Annotated in this window: 21 protein-coding genes and 2 tRNA genes; 22 read left to right on the forward strand and 1 reads right to left on the reverse strand. The window is 42.8% G+C overall.

Annotation, left to right across the window (positions count from 1 at the left end):
• The first annotated feature begins 19 nt into the window (after positions 1–19).
• From dnaJ to secF, 11 genes are all read left to right on the forward strand, one after another.
• Positions 20–1150: a molecular chaperone DnaJ gene (dnaJ, locus tag AAEY98_RS01955; RefSeq protein WP_011636444.1), complete on the forward strand. Its 1131-nt coding sequence runs from the start codon at positions 20–22 to the stop codon at positions 1148–1150.
• Positions 1151–1253: 103 nt separating this feature from the next.
• The gene (locus tag AAEY98_RS01960; protein ID WP_351014719.1) at positions 1254–2486 is read left to right on the forward strand and encodes a DEAD/DEAH box helicase; all 1233 of its coding nucleotides are present in this window, start codon (positions 1254–1256) and stop codon (positions 2484–2486) included.
• Positions 2487–2608: 122 nt separating this feature from the next.
• Positions 2609–3415: a M48 family metallopeptidase gene (locus tag AAEY98_RS01965; protein WP_162022520.1), complete on the forward strand. Its 807-nt coding sequence runs from the start codon at positions 2609–2611 to the stop codon at positions 3413–3415.
• A gap of 79 nt (positions 3416–3494) precedes the next feature.
• On the forward strand, positions 3495–4112 hold the full coding sequence (bamJ, locus tag AAEY98_RS01970; protein ID WP_351014721.1) for a BamJ family beta-barrel-assembly machinery protein: 618 nt from the start codon (positions 3495–3497) through the stop codon (positions 4110–4112).
• Positions 4113–4195: 83 nt separating this feature from the next.
• Positions 4196–5008, forward strand: a complete 813-nt coding sequence (gene dapB / locus AAEY98_RS01975; protein ID WP_101085767.1) for a 4-hydroxy-tetrahydrodipicolinate reductase — start codon at positions 4196–4198, stop codon at positions 5006–5008.
• A gap of 174 nt (positions 5009–5182) precedes the next feature.
• Positions 5183–6340, forward strand: coding sequence for a glutamine-hydrolyzing carbamoyl-phosphate synthase small subunit (carA, locus tag AAEY98_RS01980; protein ID WP_351014782.1), 1158 nt, complete (start codon positions 5183–5185; stop codon positions 6338–6340).
• Positions 6341–6363: 23 nt separating this feature from the next.
• Complete coding sequence (carB, locus tag AAEY98_RS01985) at positions 6364–9585, forward strand: carbamoyl-phosphate synthase large subunit (RefSeq protein ID WP_059746481.1); 3222 nt, start codon at positions 6364–6366, stop codon at positions 9583–9585.
• Between the two features lie 231 nt (positions 9586–9816).
• Positions 9817–10293 carry a transcription elongation factor GreA gene (gene greA / locus AAEY98_RS01990; protein ID WP_101085763.1) on the forward strand — a complete coding sequence of 159 codons (477 nt, stop codon included), beginning with the start codon at positions 9817–9819 and terminating at the stop codon, positions 10291–10293.
• Between the two features lie 458 nt (positions 10294–10751).
• Complete coding sequence (locus tag AAEY98_RS01995; protein ID WP_350995896.1) at positions 10752–11408, forward strand: hypothetical protein; 657 nt, start codon at positions 10752–10754, stop codon at positions 11406–11408.
• Positions 11409–11544: 136 nt separating this feature from the next.
• Positions 11545–13356 carry a protein translocase subunit SecD gene (secD, locus tag AAEY98_RS02000; protein ID WP_351014723.1) on the forward strand — a complete coding sequence of 604 codons (1812 nt, stop codon included), beginning with the start codon at positions 11545–11547 and terminating at the stop codon, positions 13354–13356.
• Between the two features lie 4 nt (positions 13357–13360).
• Positions 13361–14284 (forward strand): protein translocase subunit SecF, encoded by a 924-nt coding sequence (secF, locus tag AAEY98_RS02005; protein WP_351014725.1) that lies wholly within the window; start codon positions 13361–13363, stop codon positions 14282–14284.
• A gap of 67 nt (positions 14285–14351) precedes the next feature.
• Here secF and yhbY read toward each other — a convergent pair whose 3' ends face one another.
• Entirely contained in the window at positions 14352–14651 is a 300-nt protein-coding gene (gene yhbY, locus AAEY98_RS02010) for a ribosome assembly RNA-binding protein YhbY (protein ID WP_011636455.1), read from the reverse strand.
• A gap of 90 nt (positions 14652–14741) precedes the next feature.
• Between yhbY and rlmE the strand changes: the two genes are divergently transcribed.
• The 11 genes from rlmE to infB all read left to right on the forward strand — a co-directional run bounded on the left by rlmE (position 14742) and on the right by infB (position 26031).
• On the forward strand, positions 14742–15371 hold the full coding sequence (gene rlmE, locus AAEY98_RS02015) for a 23S rRNA (uridine(2552)-2'-O)-methyltransferase RlmE (protein WP_101085754.1): 630 nt from the start codon (positions 14742–14744) through the stop codon (positions 15369–15371).
• A gap of 45 nt (positions 15372–15416) precedes the next feature.
• Positions 15417–17390 (forward strand): ATP-dependent zinc metalloprotease FtsH, encoded by a 1974-nt coding sequence (gene ftsH, locus AAEY98_RS02020; protein WP_350995907.1) that lies wholly within the window; start codon positions 15417–15419, stop codon positions 17388–17390.
• Between the two features lie 123 nt (positions 17391–17513).
• Entirely contained in the window at positions 17514–18293 is a 780-nt protein-coding gene (folP, locus tag AAEY98_RS02025) for a dihydropteroate synthase (RefSeq protein ID WP_392343409.1), read from the forward strand.
• 54 nt (positions 18294–18347) lie between these two features.
• Positions 18348–19685: a phosphoglucosamine mutase gene (gene glmM, locus AAEY98_RS02030; RefSeq protein ID WP_351014727.1), complete on the forward strand. Its 1338-nt coding sequence runs from the start codon at positions 18348–18350 to the stop codon at positions 19683–19685.
• 139 nt (positions 19686–19824) lie between these two features.
• Positions 19825–20607 carry a triose-phosphate isomerase gene (gene tpiA, locus AAEY98_RS02035; RefSeq protein ID WP_011636460.1) on the forward strand — a complete coding sequence of 261 codons (783 nt, stop codon included), beginning with the start codon at positions 19825–19827 and terminating at the stop codon, positions 20605–20607.
• A gap of 4 nt (positions 20608–20611) precedes the next feature.
• Positions 20612–20947 carry a preprotein translocase subunit SecG gene (gene secG / locus AAEY98_RS02040; RefSeq protein ID WP_059746473.1) on the forward strand — a complete coding sequence of 112 codons (336 nt, stop codon included), beginning with the start codon at positions 20612–20614 and terminating at the stop codon, positions 20945–20947.
• 13 nt (positions 20948–20960) lie between these two features.
• Positions 20961–21047: transfer RNA gene (locus AAEY98_RS02045), tRNA-Leu, on the forward strand.
• Positions 21048–21128: 81 nt separating this feature from the next.
• Positions 21129–21204: transfer RNA gene (locus tag AAEY98_RS02050), tRNA-Met, on the forward strand.
• A gap of 169 nt (positions 21205–21373) precedes the next feature.
• Complete coding sequence (gene rimP, locus AAEY98_RS02055) at positions 21374–21829, forward strand: ribosome maturation factor RimP (protein ID WP_041413431.1); 456 nt, start codon at positions 21374–21376, stop codon at positions 21827–21829.
• Between the two features lie 31 nt (positions 21830–21860).
• Positions 21861–23360, forward strand: a complete 1500-nt coding sequence (gene nusA / locus AAEY98_RS02060) for a transcription termination factor NusA (protein ID WP_101085745.1) — start codon at positions 21861–21863, stop codon at positions 23358–23360.
• Between the two features lie 25 nt (positions 23361–23385).
• On the forward strand, positions 23386–26031 hold the full coding sequence (infB, locus tag AAEY98_RS02065) for a translation initiation factor IF-2 (RefSeq protein WP_101085743.1): 2646 nt from the start codon (positions 23386–23388) through the stop codon (positions 26029–26031).
• Positions 26032–26084 lie beyond the last annotated feature (53 nt).

The raw sequence follows: 26084 nt of genomic DNA on the forward strand, positions 1-26084 counted from the left end.
CTTCGAGAAACAGAACACTATGTCAAAGCGTGATTATTACGAAGTTCTCGGTGTTGGACGTGACACCAGTGAACGCGAAATTAAAAAAGCGTACAAACGCTTAGCGATGAAGTTTCACCCAGACCGTAATCCGGGTGACAAAGCCGCAGAAGCTAGCTTTAAAGAAATTAAAGAAGCGTACGAAATTTTAACCGACAGCGACAAAAAAGCGGCTTACGATCAATTTGGTCATGCTGGCGTCGACCCTAATCGTGGTGGACACGGCGGTGGCCAAGGTGATTTTGGCGATATCTTTGGAGATGTATTCGGTGATATTTTTGGTGGTGGTCGCCGTGGTGGTGGTCAGCGTCAAGCTGCGCGCGGTAGTGACTTACGATACAACCTTGAATTGTCTTTAGAAGAAGCCGTACGCGGCTTAACCAAAGAACTGCGAATTCCTACTTTAGCTGCCTGTGATTTATGTGACGGGAGTGGCGCTAAAAAAGGCACATCTGCAACCACATGTGGTACGTGTCATGGCCAAGGCCAAGTGCAAATGCGTCAAGGTTTCTTTGCTGTTCAGCAAGCGTGTCCTACTTGTCATGGTCGCGGTAAAATCATTAAAGATCCTTGTGGCAAGTGCCATGGTGAAGGTCGCGTTGAGAAAAGCAAAACCTTATCAGTTAAAATTCCTGCCGGTGTCGATACAGGCGATCGTATTCGTCTTACTGGCGAAGGTGAAGCAGGCGAGTTTGGTGCTCCACCAGGTGATTTATACGTTCAAGTTAGTGTGCGTGAACACGCTATCTTTACCCGTGACGCCAATAACCTTTACTGTGAAGTACCTATTTCATTCAGTAAAGCAGCATTAGGCGGCGAGATTGAAGTACCGACATTAGACGGTAAAGTTAGCCTTAAAATCCCAACAGAAACCCAAACAGGGCGCATGTTCCGCCTACGCGGCAAAGGGGTTAAGTCGGTCCGTAGCCATGCAGTAGGTGACTTACTGTGTAAAGTGGTAATGGAAACACCGGTTAACTTGAATGAAAAACAAAAAGAGTTATTGCGTGAGTTTGAAGCAACGTTAACTGGCGAATCAAAAAAGCACAGCCCTAAAGCTGAAGGCTTCTTTGATGGCGTTAAAAAGTTCTTTCAGGATTTAAACAGTTAATCGCGATGATCTAGCGACCTCGTTAAAGGCTGTTTACTTTGGGTAAGCAGCCTTTTTTATTGGCGAATATCGTCAATTTATCCTATTAACATTAGGCGTTAACATGTCATTTTCAGCGTTATCACTCGATTCAAGTTTATTAGCCGCATTACCGCCGACAGTGAATCAGCCGAGTCGTATTCAGCAACTGGCTATTCCAACTATATTGGCGGGGCAAGATGTGTTGGCATTAGCCCAAACCGGCAGCGGTAAAACCTATGCTTACGGTTTGCCTGTATTGCAACGCATTAGTCTGCTTCCAACGGCTCATTTGTCTGCCGTGATCATCGTACCGACCAGAGAGTTAGCATCACAAGTATCGCAAAACCTAGTGCCGCTGGCACAATCGCTTAATTTGCGCGTAGAGGTACTTTGTGGTGGTGAAGCAATAGAGCTTCAAATTGAGCGCTTAGCTCAACCGGTTAACATCGTCGTTGCTACACCGGGCCGCTTACTCGCATTAGCACAACAAGGTGTTATTGATTTTGAACATCTGCAGAGTTTGGTCCTTGATGAAGCAGACCGATTACTGGACATGGGATTTATCGCCGATATTAATGCGCTGATTACATTAATGCCAGGTGGCCAACGGTTATTATTTTCGGCGACGTTACCCGAATCTTTGGTCGCATTAGCTCAAAAAGTACAGTCTGCATCTTGCGTACGAATTGAAGCGCATGCTTTAAATAGTACCGTGGCTGATATTGATCAAACTCTCTATCACGTCAATAAAGGCAGCAAAGCCAAAGCGCTGATTCATTTAATTGCTTTACATCAATGGTCGCAAGTATTGGTGTTTGTGAATGCTAAAGATGATGCAGATGCATTGTGTAAAAAGTTAATTAAAGCGGGTGTTAACGCTGCGGCGCTTCATGGCGATAAAGAACAAGCGCTGCGAAGTAAGACCTTAGAGCAATTCAAAACGGCACAACTTACTGTATTAGTCGCAACCGATGTATTAGCGCGCGGTATTCATGTCGACGCATTGCCAGTAGTCATTAATGTTGATTTACCTGCCCAAGCAGCAGTATATGTTCATCGTATTGGACGTACTGCACGGGCGGGATTAAGCGGCGTGGCATTATCATTAGTCGGTCATTCTGAATTACTCAGTTTAGAGGCTATTCGAGAATTAACCGGACAGGCATTACCATTAGTTGAATTAGCTGGTTTTGCGGTAACAGACAAACCGATTAGCGAAAACAGTAAGCGAGCGCCGCGCGATAAGCAAGCTAATCGTCGTACCGCCAATAAACGCAGTATTAGTGATTTCGCTAAACGTAAATCAACACGTTAATCAACACATGAATGCTGGCTGATGTTTAATATCGCAAATGGTGCATTGGTCCAGTTGATTGGTATAAAATAAATGAATGATCGATTAGCTTTTTGGCTAAATGAATTTTAAGGGATGACAACATGAAACCTCTCGCGCTAACCCTACTCGTTTCTGCTTTATTAGTTGGCTGTGTTAATAGTCAATCGCCAACAGGGCGAGGGCAAACCTTGTTGTTTTCTGATACACAGATGCAGCAAATGGGTGCTCAGTCGTTTGAGACCATGAAGCAAAGTGAAAAAATAAGTCAAAACCAAGCGCAAACTCAATATGTGAACTGTGTTGCCAAACGTATCACTGCGGTGTTGCCCGACCAATCGCAGCAATGGGATGTCGTGTTGTTTGAATCAGATCAAGTCAATGCGTTTGCGCTACCTGGTGGCCATATTGGTGTCTATACCGGTTTACTAAATGTGGCGACGAATCAAGATCAGTTGGCTACGGTTATGGGACATGAAGTGGCGCACGTTTTAGCACAACATGGAAACGAGCAAGTATCTCGAGCGCAGATAACGGGTCTTGGCATGCAAGCTGCGGATGCCGCATTAGGAGCATCGGGTATTGCCAATAAAGATTTGTACATGGCCGGACTGGGGCTCGGGGCGAATGTGGGCATTATTTTACCTTTTGGCCGCAGTCAGGAATCTGAAGCTGATATTGTTGGTCTTGAGCTAATGGCCAAAGCAGGTTTTAATCCAGCTCAAAGTGTTAATTTGTGGCAAAACATGGCTAAAGCGGGCGGAGCCCAAGGCCCTGAACTGCTATCGACTCACCCGTCACACAGTCACCGAATTGAAGACTTGCAAGCGGCACAGAATCAAGTGATGCCGCTTTATACACAGGCAAGAAAACAGTCTTTGGCTGAGTGTAAAATTGCTCAAGTTAAATAGCGTTTTTTGCCAACATTTACGGGGTTTATTGTGATAAACTCTTGTGCGAATTTTTTATGTTTATTGAGAGAAAATTATTATGTCAGATTTGTTCAGCACTATGGAACAGCATGCTAGCTACGGTGTAGGTCGTCAAATGGGCGAGCAACTAGCAGCAAACTCTTTTGAAGGTATTGATATCCCTGCTGTTCAAGCTGGTCTTGCTGATGCATTTGCCGGTAAAGAAAGCGCAGTATCAATGGAAGAGCTTCAAGTTGCATTTACTGAAATTAGTCGTCGTTTACAAGAAGCACAAGAAGCTGCTGCAGAAGCTGCTGCCTCTGAAGGTGATACATTCCTAGCTGAAAACGCTAAGCGTGACGGTATTACGATAACTGAGTCTGGTCTTCAATACGAAGTGCTTGTACAAGGCGACGGTGAAACACCAACGTATGATTCAACTGTACGTACTCATTACCATGGTACTTTCATCAGTGGTGATGTGTTCGACAGCTCTGTTGCTCGTGGCCAACCTGCTGAATTCCCAGTATCTGGTGTTATCGCCGGTTGGACTGAAGCATTACAGTTAATGCCAGTTGGAACTAAGCTAAAATTATATGTCCCGCATCACTTGGCTTACGGTGAGCGTGGCGCGGGTGCTTCAATCCCGCCTTATTCAGCTTTGGTCTTCGAAGTTGAATTGTTAGAAATTATCTAGTTGTTAAAAACGCCTAAGTTAACTTAGGCGTTTTTGTATATGCTGTTTGTGTGTTTACCTTTAGTTAACACTGGGAGAATGAAATGACTGCAAAAGTGAGAATTGCTGTAGTTGGTGCCAGTGGCCGTATGGGCCGTACACTGATTGAATCTGCTAAACAGCAACAAGTCATAATACTTGGCGCAGCTATTGAACGTACAGGTTCAAGTTTAATCGGTATTGATGCTGGTGTACTTGCTGGTGTTGGCGCGATGAATGTTGCCATTACCGATTCACTGGATAAAGTGGTTGACGACTTTGACGTATTAATTGATTTTACGTCACCTGAATCTTCCATTATTCATCTCGATTGGTGCGCAAAAAATCACAAAGCTATTGTCATTGGTACCACAGGTTTTAATCATGCTCAAAAAGAGCAAATTGGTGCCTATTCAGAACAAGTGCCAGTGGTATTAGCGCCTAATATGTCTGTCGGTGTTAACGTGATGTGGAAGTTGCTCGCACTGGCTACAGAAGTGATGGGTGATTATACCGATATCGAAATAATCGAAGCGCATCATCGGCATAAAAAGGATGCACCGTCAGGTACTGCACTTAAAATGGGTGAAATTATAGCCCAAACATTAGGTCGTGATTTAGACCAATGTGCGGTATTTGGGCGTGAAGGTATTACCGGTGAACGTGATCCTAATACCATAGGTTTTGCAACGGTTCGTGCTGGTGACATTGTCGGTGAACACACCGCAATGTTCGCTGACATAGGCGAACGGTTGGAAATAACCCATAAAGCATCGAGTAGAATGACCTTTGCTAATGGGGCAATGAGGGCGGCTTTTTGGCTCTCCGATCAAAATGCAGGTCTGTATGACATGCAACAAGTATTAGGATTGAACTAGATAATAAAAACACCATTCGTTGGTGTTTTTTTTTGAAAACAATCCTACAAAATATAGACGTAAAAACGGATTTCTTATACAATCGCTAGAATTTGTCAAAATTTCGTAATTTATCGAAAATTGGTATTTTAGTGCAAAATAAAAACACATAATTTTAAGTGGCTTGGCTCTTTTCTGGAGGTCGCGTTGACACAGTCTGCCTTACTCGTACTCGAAGATGGATCAGTATTCTCTGGCACCGCAATTGGTGCTACCGGTATCTCTGTTGGTGAAGTGGTATTTAATACTTCAATGACAGGTTATCAAGAGATCCTTACAGATCCTTCATATTCACGCCAAATAGTAACATTAACCTATCCTCACATCGGTAACACAGGTACTAATGATGAAGACACAGAATCGGATTCGGTTCATGCATGTGGCTTAATTATTCGTGACTTACCGCTTATGGCGAGTAATTTCCGCAACCAACAATCATTAAGCGATTATTTAAAAGCGAATAATGTGGTTGGTATCGCTGATATTGATACCCGCAAACTAACTCGAATTTTGCGTGAAAAAGGCGCCCAAGCCGGTTGTATTATGGTCGGCGACCTAGATGAAGCGAAAGCTCTGGCAGCTGCGAAAGCGTTCCCAGGTCTAAAAGGCATGGATTTAGCCAAAGAAGTGACCACCGATAAAGCTTATACATGGCGTAACGGTAGCTGGAAATTAGTCGGTGGTTTACAGTCTGAAACACCAGCAGCGGAACTCAAATATAAAATTGTCGCGTACGATTACGGTGTAAAACGTAATATTTTACGTATGTTGGTTGACCGTGGTTGTGATGTGACGGTAGTGCCTGCTCAAACATCTGCTGCAGATGTCCTTGCCATGAACCCTGATGGGGTCTTCCTATCAAATGGTCCTGGCGACCCTGAGCCATGTGATTATGCTATTACTGCTATCCAGCAAATATTAACAACTGATATTCCAGTGTTTGGTATTTGTTTAGGTCACCAGTTACTTGCATTAGCCTCTGGTGCGAAAACCTTAAAAATGAAGTTTGGTCACCATGGTGCAAACCATCCAGTGAGCAATGTTGAAAATGGTCGCGTGATGATCACCAGTCAAAACCACGGTTTTGCTGCTGATGAAACCACATTGCCAGCAAACATCAAGGTGACGCATAAGTCGTTATTTGATGGTTCGTTACAAGGTATTCACCTAACGGATAAGCCAGCATTTAGCTTCCAGGGACACCCTGAAGCGAGTCCTGGGCCAACCGATGCCGCACCGCTGTTCGATCATTTCATCGAGCTAATTGAACAATACCGTCAGCACGCCAAGTAGTTATCTGGGAGAAGACAGAAGCAATGCCAAAACGTACAGATATAAAAAGTATTCTTATCCTAGGTGCCGGTCCAATTGTTATTGGTCAGGCGTGTGAGTTTGATTATTCAGGTGCGCAAGCTTGTAAAGCACTTCGTGAAGAAGGCTATCGCGTTATTCTGGTCAACTCTAATCCAGCAACGATTATGACCGACCCTGAAATGGCCGATGCAACCTATATCGAGCCTATTCATTGGGAAGTGGTACGCAACATCATCGCCAAAGAACGTCCAGATGCAATTCTACCGACGATGGGTGGACAAACTGCACTGAACTGCGCGCTTCAGCTTGAAGCACAAGGCGTACTAAAAGAGTTTAATGTTGAAATGATTGGTGCGACAGCGGATGCGATTGATAAAGCTGAAGACCGTAGTCGTTTCGACAAAGCGATGAAATCCATTGGTTTAGACTGCCCGCGTGCGGGTATTGCTCATAACATGGATGAAGCGTATGGCGTATTAGATATGGTGGGCTTTCCCTGTATCATTCGTCCGTCTTTCACCATGGGTGGCAGCGGCGGTGGTATTGCCTACAACAAAGAAGAGTTTGAAGAGATTTGTTCTCAAGGCTTGGACTTGTCGCCAACTAACGAATTATTGATCGATGAATCATTAATTGGTTGGAAAGAATATGAAATGGAAGTGGTTCGTGATCGCAACGATAACTGTATTATCGTGTGTACTATCGAAAACTTCGATGCGATGGGTGTTCACACCGGTGACTCAATTACCGTTGCACCGGCACAAACGCTAACCGATAAAGAATATCAATTAATGCGTAACGCTTCTTTAGCGGTACTGCGTGAAATTGGCGTTGAAACCGGTGGCTCAAACGTACAATTTGGTATTTGTCCTAATACTGGCCGTATGGTTATTATTGAGATGAACCCACGTGTATCACGTTCATCTGCTTTAGCCTCTAAAGCAACCGGTTTCCCGATAGCTAAAATTGCTGCTAAGTTAGCGGTTGGTTTTACGCTTGATGAGCTTAGCAACGACATTACTGGCGGTAAAACACCAGCGTCATTCGAGCCTGCAATCGATTACGTTGTGACTAAAATCCCCCGTTTTAACTTTGAAAAGTTTGCCGGTGCAAATGACCGTCTAACAACCCAAATGAAATCTGTGGGTGAAGTAATGGCCATTGGCCGTACTTTCCAAGAGTCATTACAAAAAGCGTTACGTGGCCTTGAAGTGGGTCGTAACGGTTTTGATTCTCTGGTTGATTTACAATCACCAGAAGCGATGCAACGTATTCGTCATGAATTAAAAGAGCCAGGTTGTGACCGTATTTGGTATATAGCCGATGCATTCCGTGCTGGTTTAAGTCGTGATGATATCTTCACTCTGACTAACGTTGATCACTGGTTCCTCGTTCAAATCGAAGATTTGGTTACCCAAGAAGCGAAAGTCGCTGAGCTTGGTATGTCAGGTTTAGAGCAAAACTACTTACGTCAATTAAAGCGTAAAGGTTTCTCTGATTTACGTTTAGCTGATGTGTTAGGTGTGAGTGAAGGCGAAATTCGTAAACTACGTCATCGCCATGAAATTCATCCGGTATACAAGCGTGTAGATACGTGTGCTGCTGAATTCTCAACTGACACGGCTTACATGTACTCAACGTACGAAGAAGAATGTGAATCTAACCCATCGAACCGTGACAAAATCATGATTTTGGGTGGTGGCCCTAACCGAATTGGCCAAGGTATTGAGTTCGATTATTGCTGTGTCCATGCTGCATTAGCATTACGTGAAGACGGTTATGAAACCATCATGGTTAACTGTAACCCTGAAACGGTATCAACCGACTACGATACATCTGACCGCTTATACTTTGAACCTGTAACGTTAGAAGACGTACTCGAGATTGTGCGTATCGAAAAGCCAAAAGGTGTAATCGTCCAATACGGTGGCCAAACTCCGCTTAAACTCGCGCGCGAATTAGAAGCCGCAGGCGTACCGATTATTGGTACCAGCCCTGATGCGATTGACCGTGCAGAAGACCGCGAACGTTTCCAACAAGCAATTCAACGTTTGAACATGAAGCAGCCAGAAAATGCGACAGTGACAACAGTTGAAAGTGCTGTGATAGAAGCGGAAAAAATAGGTTATCCGTTGGTTGTACGTCCGTCTTATGTGTTGGGTGGACGTGCGATGGAAATCGTATACGACAAGCAAGATTTACTACGCTACTTCAATGAAGCGGTTAAAGTATCTAATGCATCACCAGTATTACTTGATCACTTCTTAGATGATGCGATTGAAGTGGATATCGATGCAGTGTGTGACGGTGAAACTGTGGTGGTTGGCGCCATTATGGAGCATATTGAACAAGCAGGAGTTCACTCTGGTGACTCAGGTTGTTCATTACCACCTTACACCTTGAGTGCTGATATTCAGGCCAGAATGCGTGACCAAGTGTCTAAACTGGCTTTTGAATTAGGCGTGATCGGTTTAATGAACGTGCAGTTTGCGGTAAAAGATAACGAAATCTATATGATTGAAGTTAACCCGCGTGCCGCTCGTACAGTACCATTTGTGTCTAAAGCGACAGGCGTGCCGTTAGCTAAAATTGCAGCTCGAGTGATGGCTGGCCAAAGCTTAATTTCGCAAAACTTTACTAAAGAAGTGATTCCACCATATTTCTCGGTAAAAGAAGTGGTATTACCGTTTAATAAGTTCCCAGGTGTTGACCCGCTATTAGGCCCAGAAATGCGCTCAACCGGTGAAGTCATGGGCGTGGGTGATACTTTTGCTGAAGCCTATGCCAAAGCACAGCTTGGTGCTACATCTGAAGTGCCTAAATCGGGCCGTGCGTTATTATCTGTGCGTAACAGTGATAAAAAACGCGTTGCCGATTTAGCTTCTAAGTTGATTGAGCTAGGTTATGAAATTGATGCCACTCATGGTACCGCGATTATTTTAGGTGAAGCAGGGATTAATCCTCGCTTAGTTAACAAAGTACATGAAGGTCGTCCACACATTCTTGATCGTATTAAAAATGGTGAATATACCTACATTGTTAACACCACTGAAGGTCGTCAAGCAATTGAAGACTCACGTCAGATCCGTCGTGGAGCATTGCGCTATAAAGTGAATTACACTACGACATTAAATGCTGCCTTTGCGACGTGTTTAGCGCATTCTGCAGATGATCGTATCAAGGTGACGTCTTTACAAGAGTTACACAAACGCATCAAAAGCTAATTTTTATGGTGCGTTAACGATTAAGGTCGCCTTTTGGCGACCTTTTTTATGACATTTTGATGATGGATGACTAGCAAGTCTGTAAAAGCTTAGGTAAGCTGTCTGCCATCATCGAAAAGATGCATCCTAGATACGCACGCTAAGTCGATTGCGTACTTCCAACTGAATTTTTACTGTGTTGACTTATCGTCAGCACGGGATGCTTTTGTTTTTAAAGGAGACAAAGACATTATGAGTAAGGTCCCAATGACTGTAGTTGGCGCTGATCAATTACGTAAAGAACTTGAATTGTTAAAGTTCGATCGCCGTCCAAAAATTACTGAAGCAATTGCTTCAGCACGCGAATTAGGCGATTTAAAAGAAAATGCTGAATATCATGCAGCCCGTGAAGATCAAGGAATTTGTGAAGCACGTATTCGTGACATCGAAGGCAAGTTATCTAACGCTCAAATTATTGACGTCACAAAGTTAGAAAATACTGGCCGAGTCATTTTTGGTACAACAGTAACTATTTTGAACATAGATACTGATGCTGAAGTGACGTATCGCATAGTCGGTGATGACGAGGCGGATATTAAGCAAAATTTAATTTCTGTTAATTCACCTATTGCACGTGGATTAATTGGTAAAAGTGAAGGCGATGAAGTATCGATTACCACTCCAGGTGGATTGACTGATTATGAAATCATAACGGTTAAATATCTTTAAGTATTGTGAATAATCGAGTGTGTCTTTTTCTTAACCATTTGTTTTAGTTATTGTATTAAACTAACTGCTTAAGCATTTATCATACTTTTATGCACAACCCAATACCGATATAATGGCCACTAGCCAGACATAGCACTAAATAGAATACTGTTTAGTGCTTTTTTATATCCATCGTAGAGTTAATGCATGTGCTAGATATGATAGAACATGTAAAAAAATTCATTTGCAGATTAAAGGTGCAATAGATATTATCGTTTAAGTTTACATTGTTGTTACATTTTACCGTATGAGCAACAATATTCTTTGAACAATCTGTTAGAAAATCGTTTAAAAACTAATTTGTTAGATTACTTTATTAGATAGTGTTGTTAGATGATTTTATTAGATAGTGTTTTTGACATGTTAATTTTAGAATTTTGAATTTTAGAAATTGTGTAGCTTGATTAAATAAGGTCATTATGACGTTTCCATGGGCTCGTATACTACTAATGCTGGTAATTGTGGGGTTGTGTTCAATCTTCCTCCTCAATAGCCGTGTGTTAGTTTTAGCATCGATGCCATTTGCTTCGTCTACTTCTTATTCTTGTTCATATAATGTGGATTCGCTGACAGATGATCGAATTTGTGAACAACCAATAAGTTCAACCCCTATTGATATCACCTTGGCGTCAGTTAAATCAGTAGACAGCTCAAAAGACACATTAGTTAACAGTCCAGTAGATTCAAATCAACTAACTGCGTTAACCAATACGCTTATTGATGTTAATAGCACATTGTTGGGCTACGTTGGCGAACCTTCATCAACCAACCCAGTCTCTGAAAAATCTGTCTCTGAACGTTCGGTTTCTGAGAATTCTAGTTCAAACGATATTCATTTTGTTCCTACCTATTCAGCGCGTTACCTCAGTATTGTTCAATATCAATCGGATGAATCAAAACCTAATTATCTATTGGCCTATGAATTTGTTTCTCCGCCAGTACCGAGTTTAACCATAGGTTATCAAATTAACTTTAGTCCGCAATTGGACTGGGTATTATCAACAGCTTCAGCCCCTTCAAGACTTTCCGCTTGGAAAGAGTCTAATTTACTTTTCGTTCACGCTCACACCTGTTAACTACATTATATTGATTAAAAATGTCATTAGCCTTGCTAATGAGTTTTGCTGTGGGTAGATGAATTAGGTCAATGCCTATCATCACTCACATACATTTTTATCGAGGTTTTACCCCGATGTAGTGAGATCAAGTGTTATGAAATCAAAATCGAATACCAAACCGTTAAATCAATATGCTCAGTGGAAATACTGGCTATTAATTAGCACACTCATCATCTTATTTATGAGTGCATTGCCATCTTGGTATGGTGAAGATCCTGCCGTACAACTTGCCGTTAAACCGACCCAATCATTAACAGTGGAACAAATCCACCATGTGTTACAACAAGCGGGCATAAACAGTAAGCGTATCGAACAACAACAAGATAATTTACTTGTGGTGTTAGATGATCCCGATATGCAAACCCAAGCTAAAAAGACCTTAGCACAACAGTTTGAACATCAGGCTCAAGTGACCTTAGCGTTAGCTCCAGCGGCCCCAGATTGGTTATTAAATTTAGGCGTTAAACCGATTAAACTTGGTTTAGATTTACGCGGTGGAGTGCAGTTTCTACTGGATGTGGATCTTGATTTAGTGTTTCAAAACCAAGCAGTATTAGTGAGTGATGCTGTAAAGCAATTTGTCAGAGAGCAGCATATCAGCGGTGTAATGGTGCGTTTTGGCACTGGAGCGGAACTGACGGTTAACAGCGCCAGTGATGATGCTCGTGGTCAAATAAGACAATTTATTGGTCAGCAGTACCCTCAATGGCAAGTCACAGGCCATCAACAAACTTTGAGTATCAATCTTTCCCAAAGTGAACAGCTCAAATTAACCAACTTAACTGTACAGCAAAACTTGCAAATTATGCGCAGCCGTATTGAAGAACTTGGTATTACCGAAGCGCTAGTTCAACGTCAAGGAGAGAACCGGATTAGGATTGAGTTACCAGGAGTGCAAGATCCTGCCACCGCTAAAAATGTTATCGGTGCAACCGCTAGTTTGGCATTTTATCCAGTGGTGCAAGCTGACTCTCTTTATGCTGTTGTGATGAATGATGAGCATAATGAGCCAGTATATGTGTCAAAAAAACCAGTACTCGGTGGTGATCATATTATTGATGCTCGAGCCACTACTGGCGATTTTGGTATGGCGAAAGTCAATATCAGTCTTGATGCGGCAGGTGGCAAGTTAATGTCAGATTTTTCGCGAGATAATATCGGTAAACCTATGGCAACAGCTTATAGCGAATACAGCCGTGATGAACAAGGTAAAGCCAAACAAACCACTAAAATTATCAGTGTTGCAACCATTCAGAGTCAACTCGGTAACCGCTTTGAAATCACTGGAGCAGGTAGCCATCAAGAGGCGCAGCAATTAGCTTTGTTATTAAGAGCTGGCTCTATGACTGCACCTGTAACCATAGTGGAAGAACGTACTATTGGGCCTAGTTTAGGGGCCGAGAATATTGTTAATGGTTTTGCTGCTCTAGCCTTAGGTTTATCGGCTACATTACTGTTTATGGCTTGTTGGTATCGCCGTTTAGGTTGGGTTGCAAATGTAGCGTTAATCGCCAATTTGGTGATGTTATTTGGATTGTTAGCGCTCATTCCTGGAGCGGTATTGACCTTACCAGGTATTGCCGGGTTAGTGCTTACTGTCGGTATGGCAGTCGATACTAACGTACTTATTTTTGAGCGAATAAAAGAAAAGCTTGCGGAAGGTCGTAGCTTTGCCAATGCGATTGATGTGGGATTTGATAGTGCGTTTTCAACCATTTTTGATGCTAACTTCACCACGATGATCACCGCAGTGGTGTTATTTTCGATTGGTAATGGCCCTATTCAAGGCTTTGCGTTGACCTTAGGTTTGGGTTTATTAACCAGTATGTTTACCGGTATTTTTGCTTCACGCGCATTAATCAACTTAGTTTATGGTCGTGACACTCGTCGCGCTATTAAGGTGTAATTTTATGAACTCAACTCAAACAAATTATTCAACAGACAAGCTCAAATACTTAACTAAGTGGCGTTATGCATCGAGTCTGATTTCGATTGTATTAATGCTGTTATCGTTAACCGCGATAGGAATAAAAGGGTTTAATTGGGGCTTAGATTTTACCGGCGGTGTGGTCACAGAGATTCAAGTGGAGCATCACATCACTGCCAGTGAAATACAGCCATTGATGACTGCAGCATATCAACAAGAGGTCAGTGTTATTTCAGCCAGTGAACCAGGCCGTTGGGTATTACGATATGCCAATATACCTGATGAGAATCAACGCCCAGAACTGGGTGAAGTATTGGCGCCATTAAAGACTGACATCAACGTGTTAAATAGCAGTATCGTCGGACCACAAGTAGGCCAAGAGTTGGTTGAACAAGGCAGTTTAGCGTTATTAGTCGCCATGCTATGTATTATGGGGTATCTAAGTTTTCGCTTTGAATGGCGTTTAGCGTCAGGTGCACTGTTTGCTTTGGTACATGATGTGGTATTTGTGTTGGCTTTTTTTGCGTTAAGCCAAATGGAATTTAATTTAACTGTATTAGCCGCAATAATGGCGATTTTGGGGTATTCACTCAATGATTCAATTATTATTGCGGACAGGATCCGGGAGCAGTTAGTGGCTAAACCACAGTGGAATATAACTGACATTAACAACTTAGCAATTAAATCAACCTTTTCCAGAACTATGGTCACTTCAGGAACTACATTGATAACGGTAGTGGCTTTATGGATTCTGGGTGGGGCACCGCTTGAAGGTTTTTCTATCGCGATGTTTATTGGTATTTTAACCGGTACTTGGTCATCGATTTCAATTGGTGCTACCTTGCCTGAGTTTCTAGGCTTAAAGGCAGAACATTATCAAGTTATCCCAATACCTGATCATCCCTGATTAACGATAATTCATCTCCAATAAAAAAGCCGCTGTATTGAGCGGCTTTTTATAAAAGGGTGCGAAATTATTTGGCTTTAGGCAAAGCAATTTTCATTTCAGCCGAATGACGGAAAATAACTAACACATGACCGATAAGTTGCACTTTCGTAGACTGGGTTTCACGTACAATGGCGTCAACGATGGCATTTTTTAGCTCTCTGTCTGCAGAGGCTACTTTCACTTTAATCAATTCATGATGTGTAAGAGCGCTATCAATTTCAGCCAGAACACCTTCAGTTAGTCCATTGCCACCAAGCAGCACCACTGGTTTTAGACTGTGCGCCAGACCTTTTAAATGCTGTTTTTGTTTGGTTGTTAAGTTCATTTGTACCAACTTTTGCTGAGTTACTGTTGAAAAACGGGTATTCTACCCTTATATAGAGCTTATGTAACTCTGAATCGTTGCGGAATTTAAATGACAACCAAAAAACGTACGGCGAGCTCAACTCGCTGGATGCAAGAACACTTTGATGATCACTATGTGAAATTAGCCCAAAAACGAGGCTTACGTTCACGAGCAGCATTCAAGTTAGAAGAGATCCAACAAAAAGATCACTTAATAAAACAGGGTATGACAGTCGTTGACTTAGGTGCTGCTCCTGGTGGTTGGTCACAAGTGGCTGTTAAACTTACTGGCGACAAAGGTAAAGTGATTGCTTGTGACATTTTACCGATGGATCCTATTGTTGGCGTTGATTTTCTTCAAGGTGATTTTAGAGAGGATAAAGTGCTGCAGGCATTGCTTGAGCGAGTAGGTCAAGATAAAGTGGATGTGGTACTATCAGATATGGCTCCGAACATGAGTGGTTCGGGTGCTGTAGATCAGCCAAGAGCTATGTATTTAGTTGAATTAGCGCTAGATATGTGTCATCAAGTGTTGACGCCTAACGGCTGTTTTGCTGTTAAAGTCTTTCAGGGGGAGGGCTTTGACGACTACATAAAAACAGTCAAACAGGCATTCAAAGTAGTAAAAACCCGTAAACCAGACTCCTCTAGAGCGCGCTCTCGAGAAGTCTATCTAGTGGCGACTGGTTACAAGTTGTAGTAGTCTAAAGTTAATAATCGCAGGACTGTTAAGAGGTCGAGTAATTTGAGTGACATGGCTAAAAATTTAATACTCTGGGTTGTCATCGCTGTTGTGCTGATGTCAGTTTTCCAGGGTTATTCCCCCTCTTCTTCGAATTCGCAGAAGATGGATTATTCCGCCTTTTTGGACAATGTTCGAAATGGTCAAGTTAACAAGGTCGAAATAAAAAGCGATCAACGAACTATTGAAGGGACTAAACGTACCGGCGAGAAGTTCACCACAATTATGCCTATGTATGATCAAGATTTAATTAATGATCTTCAAACTAAAGGTATTGACTATAAAGGCCAAGAAGCTGAAGAATCTGGTTTCTTAACTCAAATCTTTATTTCATGGTTCCCAATGTTACTGCTAATTGGAGTATGGATATTCTTCATGCGTCAAATGCAAGGTGGTGGCGGTAAGGGCGCAATGTCATTTGGTAAGAGTAAAGCCAAATTGATGAGCGAAGATCAAATTAAAACCACTTTTGCAGACGTCGCTGGTTGTGATGAAGCAAAAGAAGAAGTGAAAGAACTGGTTGATTATTTGCGTGACCCAACTAAGTTCCAAAAATTAGGCGGCCGTATTCCTACGGGCGTGTTAATGGTTGGGCAACCAGGTACAGGTAAAACCTTGCTAGCGAAGGCTATTGCTGGTGAATCTAAGGTGCCATTCTTTACTATTTCAGGTTCTGATTTTGTGGAAATGTTTGTCGGTGTTGGTGCATCTCGTGTGCGTGACATGTTTGAACAAGCTAAAAAATCTTCTCCTTGTATCATCTTTATCGATGAAATTGATGCTGTAGGCCGCCAACGTGGCGCAGGTGTTGGTGGTGGTCACGATGAGCGTGAGCAAACATTAAACCAGTTACTGGTTGAGATGGATGGTTTCGAAGGTAATGAAGGCGTTATTGTCATTGCGGCAACTAACCGTCCAGACGTACTCGATTCTGCATTACTTCGTCCAGGTCGATTTGACCGCCAAGTCGTCGTCGGTTTACCAGACGTGCGTGGTCGTGAACAAATCCTTAAAGTACACATGCGTAAAGTACCTTTGTCAGACGATGTTAAAGCAAGTGTTATTGCCCGTGGTACCCCAGGATTTTCTGGTGCAGACTTAGCAAACCTTGTTAACGAAGCTGCGTTGTTTGCTGCTCGTGGTAATCGTCGTGTAGTCGGTATGGAAGAGTTCGAGCGTGCTAAAGATAAAATCATGATGGGTGCTGAGCGCCGTTCTATGGTGATGTCTGAATCGGATAAAGAGATGACGGCTTATCATGAAGCCGGACATGCTATTGTTGGTTGCTTAGTGCCAGAGCACGATCCTGTACATAAAGTAACCATTATTCCGCGCGGTCGTGCATTAGGTGTGACGTTCTTCTTACCTGAAGCTGATGCTGTTAGTCAAAGCCGTCGCAAATTGGAATCACAGATTTCAGTTGCTTACGGTGGACGTTTAGCCGAAGAGCTTATTTACGGAAGCGAACAAGTCTCTACAGGCGCTTCGCAAGACATTAAATACGCGACATCAATTGCACGTAACATGGTTACGCAATGGGGTTTCTCTGACAAGTTGGGTCCTTTACTCTATGCAGAAGAAGAAAACGAAGTTTTCTTAGGTCGCAGTATGGGTAAATCAAAGGCTATGTCAGGTGATACTGCGTCATTAATTGATTCAGAAATCAAAATGTTTATCGATAAAAACTATCAACGTGCACAAACCATGTTGACAGAAAATATGGATATCTTACATGCGATGAAAGACGCACTGATGAAGTACGAAACGATTGATTCGTTGCAAATTGACGATTTAATGCATCGCCGTGAAGTGCGTATGCCAGCTGAATGGCAAAAAGATGAATCATCTGACGATAAAGATAATGGCAATACCACGCCTAAATCTGAAATTGAAACGCCAGTGGATGACGCTAAAACCGACGCTAAAGTCGATAATAAAGCTGATACTAATGATGCGGATGAATCACCAGCTAAATAAATAATTTAGTGAATAAAGAAAACCCCGCAAGGGGTTTTCTTGTTTTTAATCTACTGTAGGAAAATACCATTGTTTCAATTAACTCATGCCAATAAAACGCTCGACTTGTCAGCCCCTGTAGTAATGGGAATTGTAAACGTGACACCAGATTCGTTTTCTGATGGTGGCGAATACATCGATTTCGAACAAGCTTGTCGACATGTTGATTATATGGTTGAACAAGGTGCATTAATTATAGACGTCGGCGGTGAGTCTACTCGCCCTGGAGCAGCAGAGGTTTCTGTTGAGCAAGAGCTTGCACGGGTTATTCCTATTATTGAATATACTGCAAAAACACACGACGTATGGATTTCGATAGACACTAGCAAACCTGAAGTGATGGAACTGGCGGTAAATGCCGGTGCTAATTTGATTAATGATGTGCGCGCATTACAAATGCCTGGGGCTTTAGCAATGGCTGCCACGTTAGATGTGCCAATTTGCTTGATGCACATGCAGGGCGAGCCAAAAACAATGCAAGATAAACCTGAGTATCAGGATGTGATTGATGAGGTTGCCGCTTTTTTTGAATTGCGTATAGCTTACTGCGAAGCAGCCGGAATTGAGCGCGAACGCTTAATTCTTGATCCAGGTTTTGGCTTTGGCAAAACTTTAGCGCATAATTACCGCCTGTTAGCTGCGTTGCCAAAATTGCATGAGTTTCACTTACCTTTACTGGTGGGCTTATCACGTAAAAGCATGATGGGTGACCTGTTAGCGCGTGATACCGATCAACGTCTTGCGGGGAGTCTCGCAGGGGCATTGATTGCTGCTCAGCAAGGTGCGCATATTATACGTGTCCATGATGTACCCGAAACTGTCGATGTACTTAAAGTGATGTCAGAAACAATGGCCTACTTGTAGTGGCAGCGGCACAATAACGTTATAAGTACAGTGAAATCACTTAAGTAGGGATCTGTGAAACAAAGAAAATTTTTTGGAACCGATGGTATTCGCGGCAGAGTCGGGGCGGGTAAAATGACCCCTGAACTGGCATTGAAGCTCGGTTGGGCTGCTGGACGAGTATTGTCTCGAAATGGCACTCAAAAAGTGATTATTGGTAAGGATACCCGTATTTCAGGTTACCTATTTGAATCGGCGTTAGAAGCTGGATTATCAGCTGCTGGATTAAACGTGTTATTACTTGGCCCAATGCCGACCCCAGCAGTGGCTTATTTAACTCGTACTTTTCGTGCAGAAGCTGGTGTGGTAATTAGTGCTTCGCATAATCCTTACTATGACAACGGTATCAAGTTCTTCTCTACCGATGGCAGTAAGCTTGATGATGCAATTGAATTAGAAATTGAGGCTGAACTTGAAAAGCCGTTAGTGTGTGTTGAGTCGCACTTATTAGGCAAAGCTCGTCGAATTGAAGATGCTGCAGGGCGTTACATCGAATATTGCAAAGGAAACTTTCCTGCCGACCAAACTCTTGAGGGCTTAAAAATTGTCGTCGATTGTGCTCATGGTGCAACGTATCATATTGCCCCTAATGTATTCCGTGAATTGGGTGCTGACGTGGTTGCTATTGGCGATAAACCCGATGGACTCAATATCAATGATAAAGTCGGCGCAACATCAATGGCTAAGATTTGTGAGACTGTATTGGCTGAAAAAGCTGATTTAGGGATTGCATTAGATGGTGACGGCGATCGTATTATGATGGTTAATCGTCATGGTGAAGTAGTCGATGGTGATCAGATCCTGTATATTTTAGCGGTAGATGCTCAAAAACGTGGTATTTTAAAAGGTGGAGTGGTCGGCACCTTAATGTCTAATTTAGGTTTAGATTTAGCGTTGCAAGCACTTGATATTCCATTTGTTCGCTCTAAAGTCGGTGACAGATATGTCATGGAAATGCTGAGGGAGAATGAATGGCGTATAGGTGGTGAAAACTCTGGTCATATTCTCAACCTAGATCATGGTACTACCGGTGATGGTATTGTTGCAGGTATTTTAGTGTTAGCAGCGATGCGTCGTCAAAATGCGTCGCTTGAACAATTAACAGAGCCGATGAAGATGTTGCCTCAAGTATTGGTTAATGTCCGCTTTGAAGGGGACTCTAATCCGTTAGATACCGATGCGGTGAAATCTGCTCAAGCTGAGGTTGAGTTGCAATTAGGTGCTCGCGGACGGGTTTTATTAAGAAAATCGGGTACCGAACCGTTAATCAGAGTGATGGTTGAAGGTGATGATCATCCGCAAGTGCTTGCACATGCAAATCGTATTGCTGACGCGGTAAAGGCAGCATGTTAATCATTTGAATATTCAGATATGTTGTTGCTCGCTTAAAAAGTAGACGCTTCGACACTTTATGTGAAATATTCCCCTTTTAGCTCTTGTAACTTGATAAGTGGTTCGCTATTATTCACGCCGCTTTCAGAGGAGACAGTGAATGGCACTCAGACGTCCTATGGTCGCTGGCAACTGGAAAATGAATGGTAATTCAGCACTAGCAGAAGAACTATTTAAGAAGTTTGCTACAAAGCTCCAAAATGATTCCGCTGAAGTGGTTTTATGCCCGCCTTCAATTTATCTTGAAAGTGTTAGGCAGCTGCTTGAAGCCAATAAGCAAACCTTAGATGGTGCGCTTGTTAGAATGGGTGCACAAAATCTTAGTCAACATGATTTTGGTGCATATACCGGCGAAATATCCGGGCAGATGCTAAAAGATTCTGGATGTCGATATGTTATTATCGGCCATTCCGAACGTCGCCGTATGTACGGAGAGACGAGTAATATCGTGGCAGAGAAGTTTGCCGCAGCACAAAAATATGGTCTGACACCGATTTTATGCGTAGGTGAATCAGGGCCAGCTCGTGAAGCAAGACGTACCTTTGAGGTGATTGCGGAAGAGCTTGATATAGTAATTGAAAAAAACGGTACCATGGCTTTTGATAACGCAATTATCGCCTACGAACCTTTATGGGCTGTAGGGACAGGTAAAAGCGCAACACCAGAACAGGCACAAGAAGTACATGCGTTTATTCGCAGTCGCCTCTCTGAAGTATCTCCCTTTATTGGTGAGAATATCAGAATTCTATACGGTGGTAGCGTCACCCCAAGCAATGCGGCAGATATATTTGCCCAGCCTGATGTTGATGGTGGTCTGATTGGCGGTGCAAGTTTGAACTCAAGTGAGTTTTTAAGTTTATGTACCATAGCAATGAGCGCGTAATTATATGTACGAAGTTCTGATAGTTGTATACTTGGTGGTAGCTTTAGGTCTTATTGGCTTAATTTTAATTCAACAAGGAAAGGGTGCCGATATGGGCGCATCTTTCGGAGCCGGTGCCTCAGGCACTTTATTTGGCTCAAGTGGTTCAGGTAATTTCCTGACTCGCAGTACTGCAGTATTAGCCATTGGCTTTTTTGCATTAAGTTTAGTGATTGGTAATTTAAGTGCTAATCACACTGAGCAAAATGATCAGTGGAAAGATTTAGGTCCAGCAGCAGAGCAAATCATTGATGATGCGCCTGTTCAGACCGAACAGTCAGAAACGAAAATTCCTGACTAGTATACCAGGTGTCGCCGAGGTGGTGGAATTGGTAGACGCGCAGCCTTGAGGTGGCTGTGTCTTAACGGACGTGCGGGTTCAAGTCCCGCTCTCGGCACCAGATTTAAACTAACAAATCATGGATTGAGTTTGATTAGTTATTGCAAGATATAGTGTAAATCAATATACTTGCATCAGTTGACGCGGGGTGGAGCAGTTGGTAGCTCGTCGGGCTCATAACCCGAAGGTCGTCGGTTCAAATCCGGCCCCCGCAACCAGCTCCTTGTGATTTAATTTCGTAAGAGAATAAATCACAATTTACAGGTTTTATAATAAAATAACCTCGTGATTACGGGGTTTTTTGTTATATGAACTTTTAAATATCCGTGTTAGATGCGGGTTGCAATGGGGCTATTAGCCCTTTTTTTGTTTTTTTGGGGGTCATTTTTGGCAACAATAGAATCCAAGCTAGTTGAAATGTTAACAGTACCTGTTGAAGCTCTAGGCTTTAAACTATGGGGCATTGAGTATATTCAAGCTGGTCGTCACTCAATTCTTCGTGTGTTTATTGATCACGAGAATGGCATCAATATTGAAGATTGTGCAGAAGCCAGTCGTCAAGTTAGCGCAGTTATGGATGTTGAAGACCCTATTTCTACAGAATACACATTAGAAGTATCTTCACCTGGCGTAGATAGACCGTTATTTACCGCCGAGCAATATAGAGCTTATATCGGTGAAGAAACAAAAGTACAATTGACTATGCCTGTTGCCGGTAGTCGTAATTTAAAAGGCGTCATCAGTAGTGTTGATGGGCAAATGCTCACTATCACCGTTGATGGTAAAGACTTGATTGTTGCTTTGGATAATATCCGTAAAGGCAACGTTATAGCTAAGTTTTGATAGTTTCAGGTGAAGAACGAGGCAAGACCAAATGAATAAAGAGATCCTGCTAGTCGCAGAAGCGGTTTCCAATGAGAAAGGCCTTCCGCGCGAGAAAATTTTCGAAGCGCTAGAAATTGCACTGGCTACCGCAACAAAGAAAAAATATGAAGGCGATATCGAAGTTCGCGTTGCTATTGATCGTAAAACAGGCCATTACGACACTTTCCGTCGTTGGATGGTAGTTGACGATAAAGGCGAAGCTCTGGAAAATCCATACAGCGAAATTACGTTTGAAGCCGCTCGTTATGAAGAACCAGAGATTCAAGTGGGTGAGTTTATTGAAGATCAGATCGACTCAGTTGCATTTGACCGTATCACCACACAAACCGCGAAACAAGTTATCGTACAAAAAGTACGTGAAGCTGAACGTGCACAAATTGTTGAACAATTTATTGAGCGTGAAGGTGAGATTGTTACTGGTGTTGTTAAGAAAAGCACCCGTGAAAGCGTAGTTGTTGATTTAGGTAACAATGCTGATGGCGTGTTATTTAAAGAAGATTTAATCAGCCGTGAATCTTTCCGTCCTGGTGACCGTGTGCGTGCATTATTGTACTCAGTACGTCCAGAGGCACGTGGTGCGCAGTTATTTTTAACCCGCAGTAAATCTGAAATGTTAATTGAACTGTTTCGGGTTGAAGTACCAGAAATTTACGACGAATTAATCGAAGTAATGGGTGCCGCTCGTGATCCAGGCGCTCGTGCTAAAATCGCTGTGAAATCAAATGATCGTCGCATTGACCCTATTGGTGCTTGTGTTGGTATGCGTGGCGCACGTGTACAAGCCGTATCAAACGAATTAGGTGGCGAGCGAGTCGATATCGTGTTGTGGGATGATAATCCTGCACAATATGTGATCAATGCCATGGCGCCAGCTGATGTTGCATCTATCATTGTGGATGAAGACAACCACTCGATGGATATTGCTGTAGAAGCTGACAGTTTGGCACAGGCTATTGGTCGTAATGGCCAAAACGTACGTTTAGCCACTCAACTTACTGGTTGGGAACTAAACGTAATGACAGTTGAAGACATGAACAAAAAACACCAAGCCGAAAGTGCAAAAGTGATTGATTTGTTTGTAGCTTATCTGGATGTAGATAAAGATTTTGCAGCCGTATTGGCTGATGAGGGATTCACTTCGCTAGAAGAGATTGCTTATGTCCCAGAATCTGAACTATTAGCAGTAGAAGGTTTCGACGAAGGAATCGTTGAAGCATTACGTGAACGTGCAAAGGCGGCAATCTCTACAAGAGCATTAGCGTCGGAAGAAGCGTTAGATGGTGCAGAGCCAAGTGATGATTTACTAGCATTGGAAGGATTAGAAAGACATTTAGCTTATGTTCTTGCGAGCAAAGGCGTAGTGACTTTAGAAGACTTGGCCGAGCAAGGTATTGACGATTTAATTGATATTGAAGAATTAACAGAAGAAAAAGCAGGCGAGCTCATCATGGCTGCCCGCAATATCTGTTGGTTTGGCGAAGAAGCATAAGTCGATCAACAGGGGGATCTAATTGATGGCAGATACAAGCGTAGAAAAATTAGCAGCGGAAGTGGGAAAATCGGTTGATCGATTAATCGAGCAATTCTCACAAGCTGGTATGAACAAAAAACAACTCGATACTGTTTCAGAAAAAGAGAAGCAACAACTTCTTGATTATCTAAAAAAACAGCATGGTGCAGATTCAGTTCCGACTAAAATGACATTGCAACGTAAAACGGTGTCTACGTTAAGTGTTGCAAGCACTGGCGGTCAGTCGAAAGACGTGAAGGTAGAAGTACGTAAAAAACGTACTTTTGTTAAGCGCGATGATGCAGAATTAGCAAAACAAGCTGAATTAGAAACTCAAGCAAAAGCCAAAGCAGAAGCTGAAGCCCAAGCAAAAGTGGAAGCTGAAGCAAAAGCAACTGCAGAAGCGAAAGCTAATGCAGAAGCGAAGAAAAAAGCGGAAGCAGAAGCCAAATTGAAATCAGAAAAAGTAAAGTCTGAACCTAAAGTAACTAAAGTTGCTGACCCAGAAACTGCAGCAGCAAAAGTTGAAGCAGATCGTTTAAAAGCGACTCAAGAAGCAGTGCTTACTCAAAAGCAAAAAGATGAAGCCGCTAAAGCAGCTGAAACTGCACGCCTCCTTGCTGAAGTAAACTCAAAGCGTTGGGCTGAAGAAGAACGCCAACGTTTAGATGCTGAAAAGAATGGCGATCACCACATCACAACCTCTAAAGTTGCTCGTGCAGCAGAAGACAGTTCAGATGCTGATGATGAAAAACGTGGTCGTCGTGCGCGCAACAAAAACGCCAACAAAAAACGTGGCGGAAAAGATGCTCGTGACGGTCGTGAAAAACACATGCGTAACCGCAGTACAGCACCTGAATCTATGGCACACGGTTTTAATAAACCTGCTGCAGCTGTTAGTCGTGATGTGCGTATCGGTGAAACCGTAACCGTATCAGAATTAGCGCATTTAATGGCAATTAAAGCCACTGTTATCATCAAGCAAATGATGAAAATGGGCACTATGGTAACGATTAACCAAGTACTTGACCAAGAAACAGCCCAAATGGTTGCTGAAGAATTAGGTCATAAAGTGGTGCTTATTCGTGAAAACGAACTTGAGCATCAAGTACTGAAAGATCGCGATGACAATATCCAACTAGAGTCTCGTGCTCCAGTTGTGACTATCATGGGTCACGTTGACCATGGTAAAACGTCATTACTTGATTATATCCGTCGTGCGAAAGTTGCTGCTGGCGAAGCCGGTGGTATTACTCAGCATATTGGTGCATACCACGTTGAAACTGAAAACGGCATGATCACTTTCCTTGATACTCCTGGTCACGCGGCGTTTACGTCAATGCGTGCTCGTGGTGCTAAGGCGACTGATATTGTTATTTTGGTTGTTGCTGCCGATGATGGCGTAATGCCACAAACGATTGAAGCGATTCAACATGCTAAAGCGGGTAACGTACCGTTAATCGTAGCTGTTAACAAAATGGATAAGCCAGATGCTGATCCAGAGCGCGTTAAGAGCGAACTGTCTCAACATGGCATCATGTCAGATGATTGGGGCGGAGATAACATGTTCGTTCACGTTTCAGCCAAAACGGGTATGGGCGTTGACGAATTGTTAGAAGGTATCTTACTTCAATCTGAAGTATTAGAACTTAAAGCAATACGTGATGGTATGGCAGCGGGTGTTGTTATCGAATCAAAACTTGATAAAGGTCGTGGCCCAGTAGCTACTGTCTTGGTTCAAGAAGGTACGTTACGCCAAGGTGATATCGTTTTATGTGGTTTAGAGTACGGTAAAATCCGTGCGATGAAAGACGAAAACGGTCACGCTATTACCGAAGCTGGTCCATCTATTCCAGTAGAGATTTTAGGTCTTTCTGGTGTGCCTTTAGCTGGTGATGAAGCGACAGTTGTACGTGATGAACGTAAAGCTCGTGAAGTTGCATTGTATCGCCAAGGTAAATTCCGTGACATTAAGTTAGCGCGTCAGCAGAAGTCTAAGCTAGAAAACATGTTTGCGAACATGGAAGAAGGCGAAGTACAAGAGCTGAATATCGTACTTAAAGCTGATGTTCAAGGTTCTCTTGAAGCGATTTGTGAATCTTTAGCTAAACTGTCTACAGATGAAGTTAAAGTGAATATTATTGCTCGTGGTGTAGGTGCATTAACCGAAACCGACGCAACATTAGCAGCAGCTTCAAATGCGATTCTTGTTGGTTTCAACGTCCGTGCTGATGCACAGGCTCGTAAGACCATTGATTCAGAAAGTGTTGATTTACGTTATTACAGCATCATCTACAATCTAATTGATGAAGTTCGTGCTGCAATGACAGGTATGTTAGCGCCTGAATTTAGACAAGAAATTATCGGCCTTGCAGAAGTTCGTGATGTGTTTAAGTCACCTAAAATCGGCGCTATCGCTGGTTGTATGGTTACCGAAGGTATTGTTAAACGTAGCGCACCAATTCGTGTACTACGTGATAACGTGGTTATCTTTGAAGGTGAACTTGAGTCATTACGCCGCTTTAAAGACGATGCACAAGAAGTCCGTAATGGTATGGAATGTGGTATCGGTGTGAAGAATTACAATGACGTCCGAGTGGGCGATCAAATTGAAGTCTTCGAAATAGTCGAAATTGCTCGCAGCTTATAAGTACCAATGGAAGGGCGGCTTTAGCCGCCCTTTTTGATTGTAGACCTAACGAT

It is taken from the genome of Shewanella sp. AC91-MNA-CIBAN-0169 (genome assembly GCF_040310165.1).
GTDB lineage: Bacteria > Pseudomonadota > Gammaproteobacteria > Enterobacterales > Shewanellaceae > Shewanella.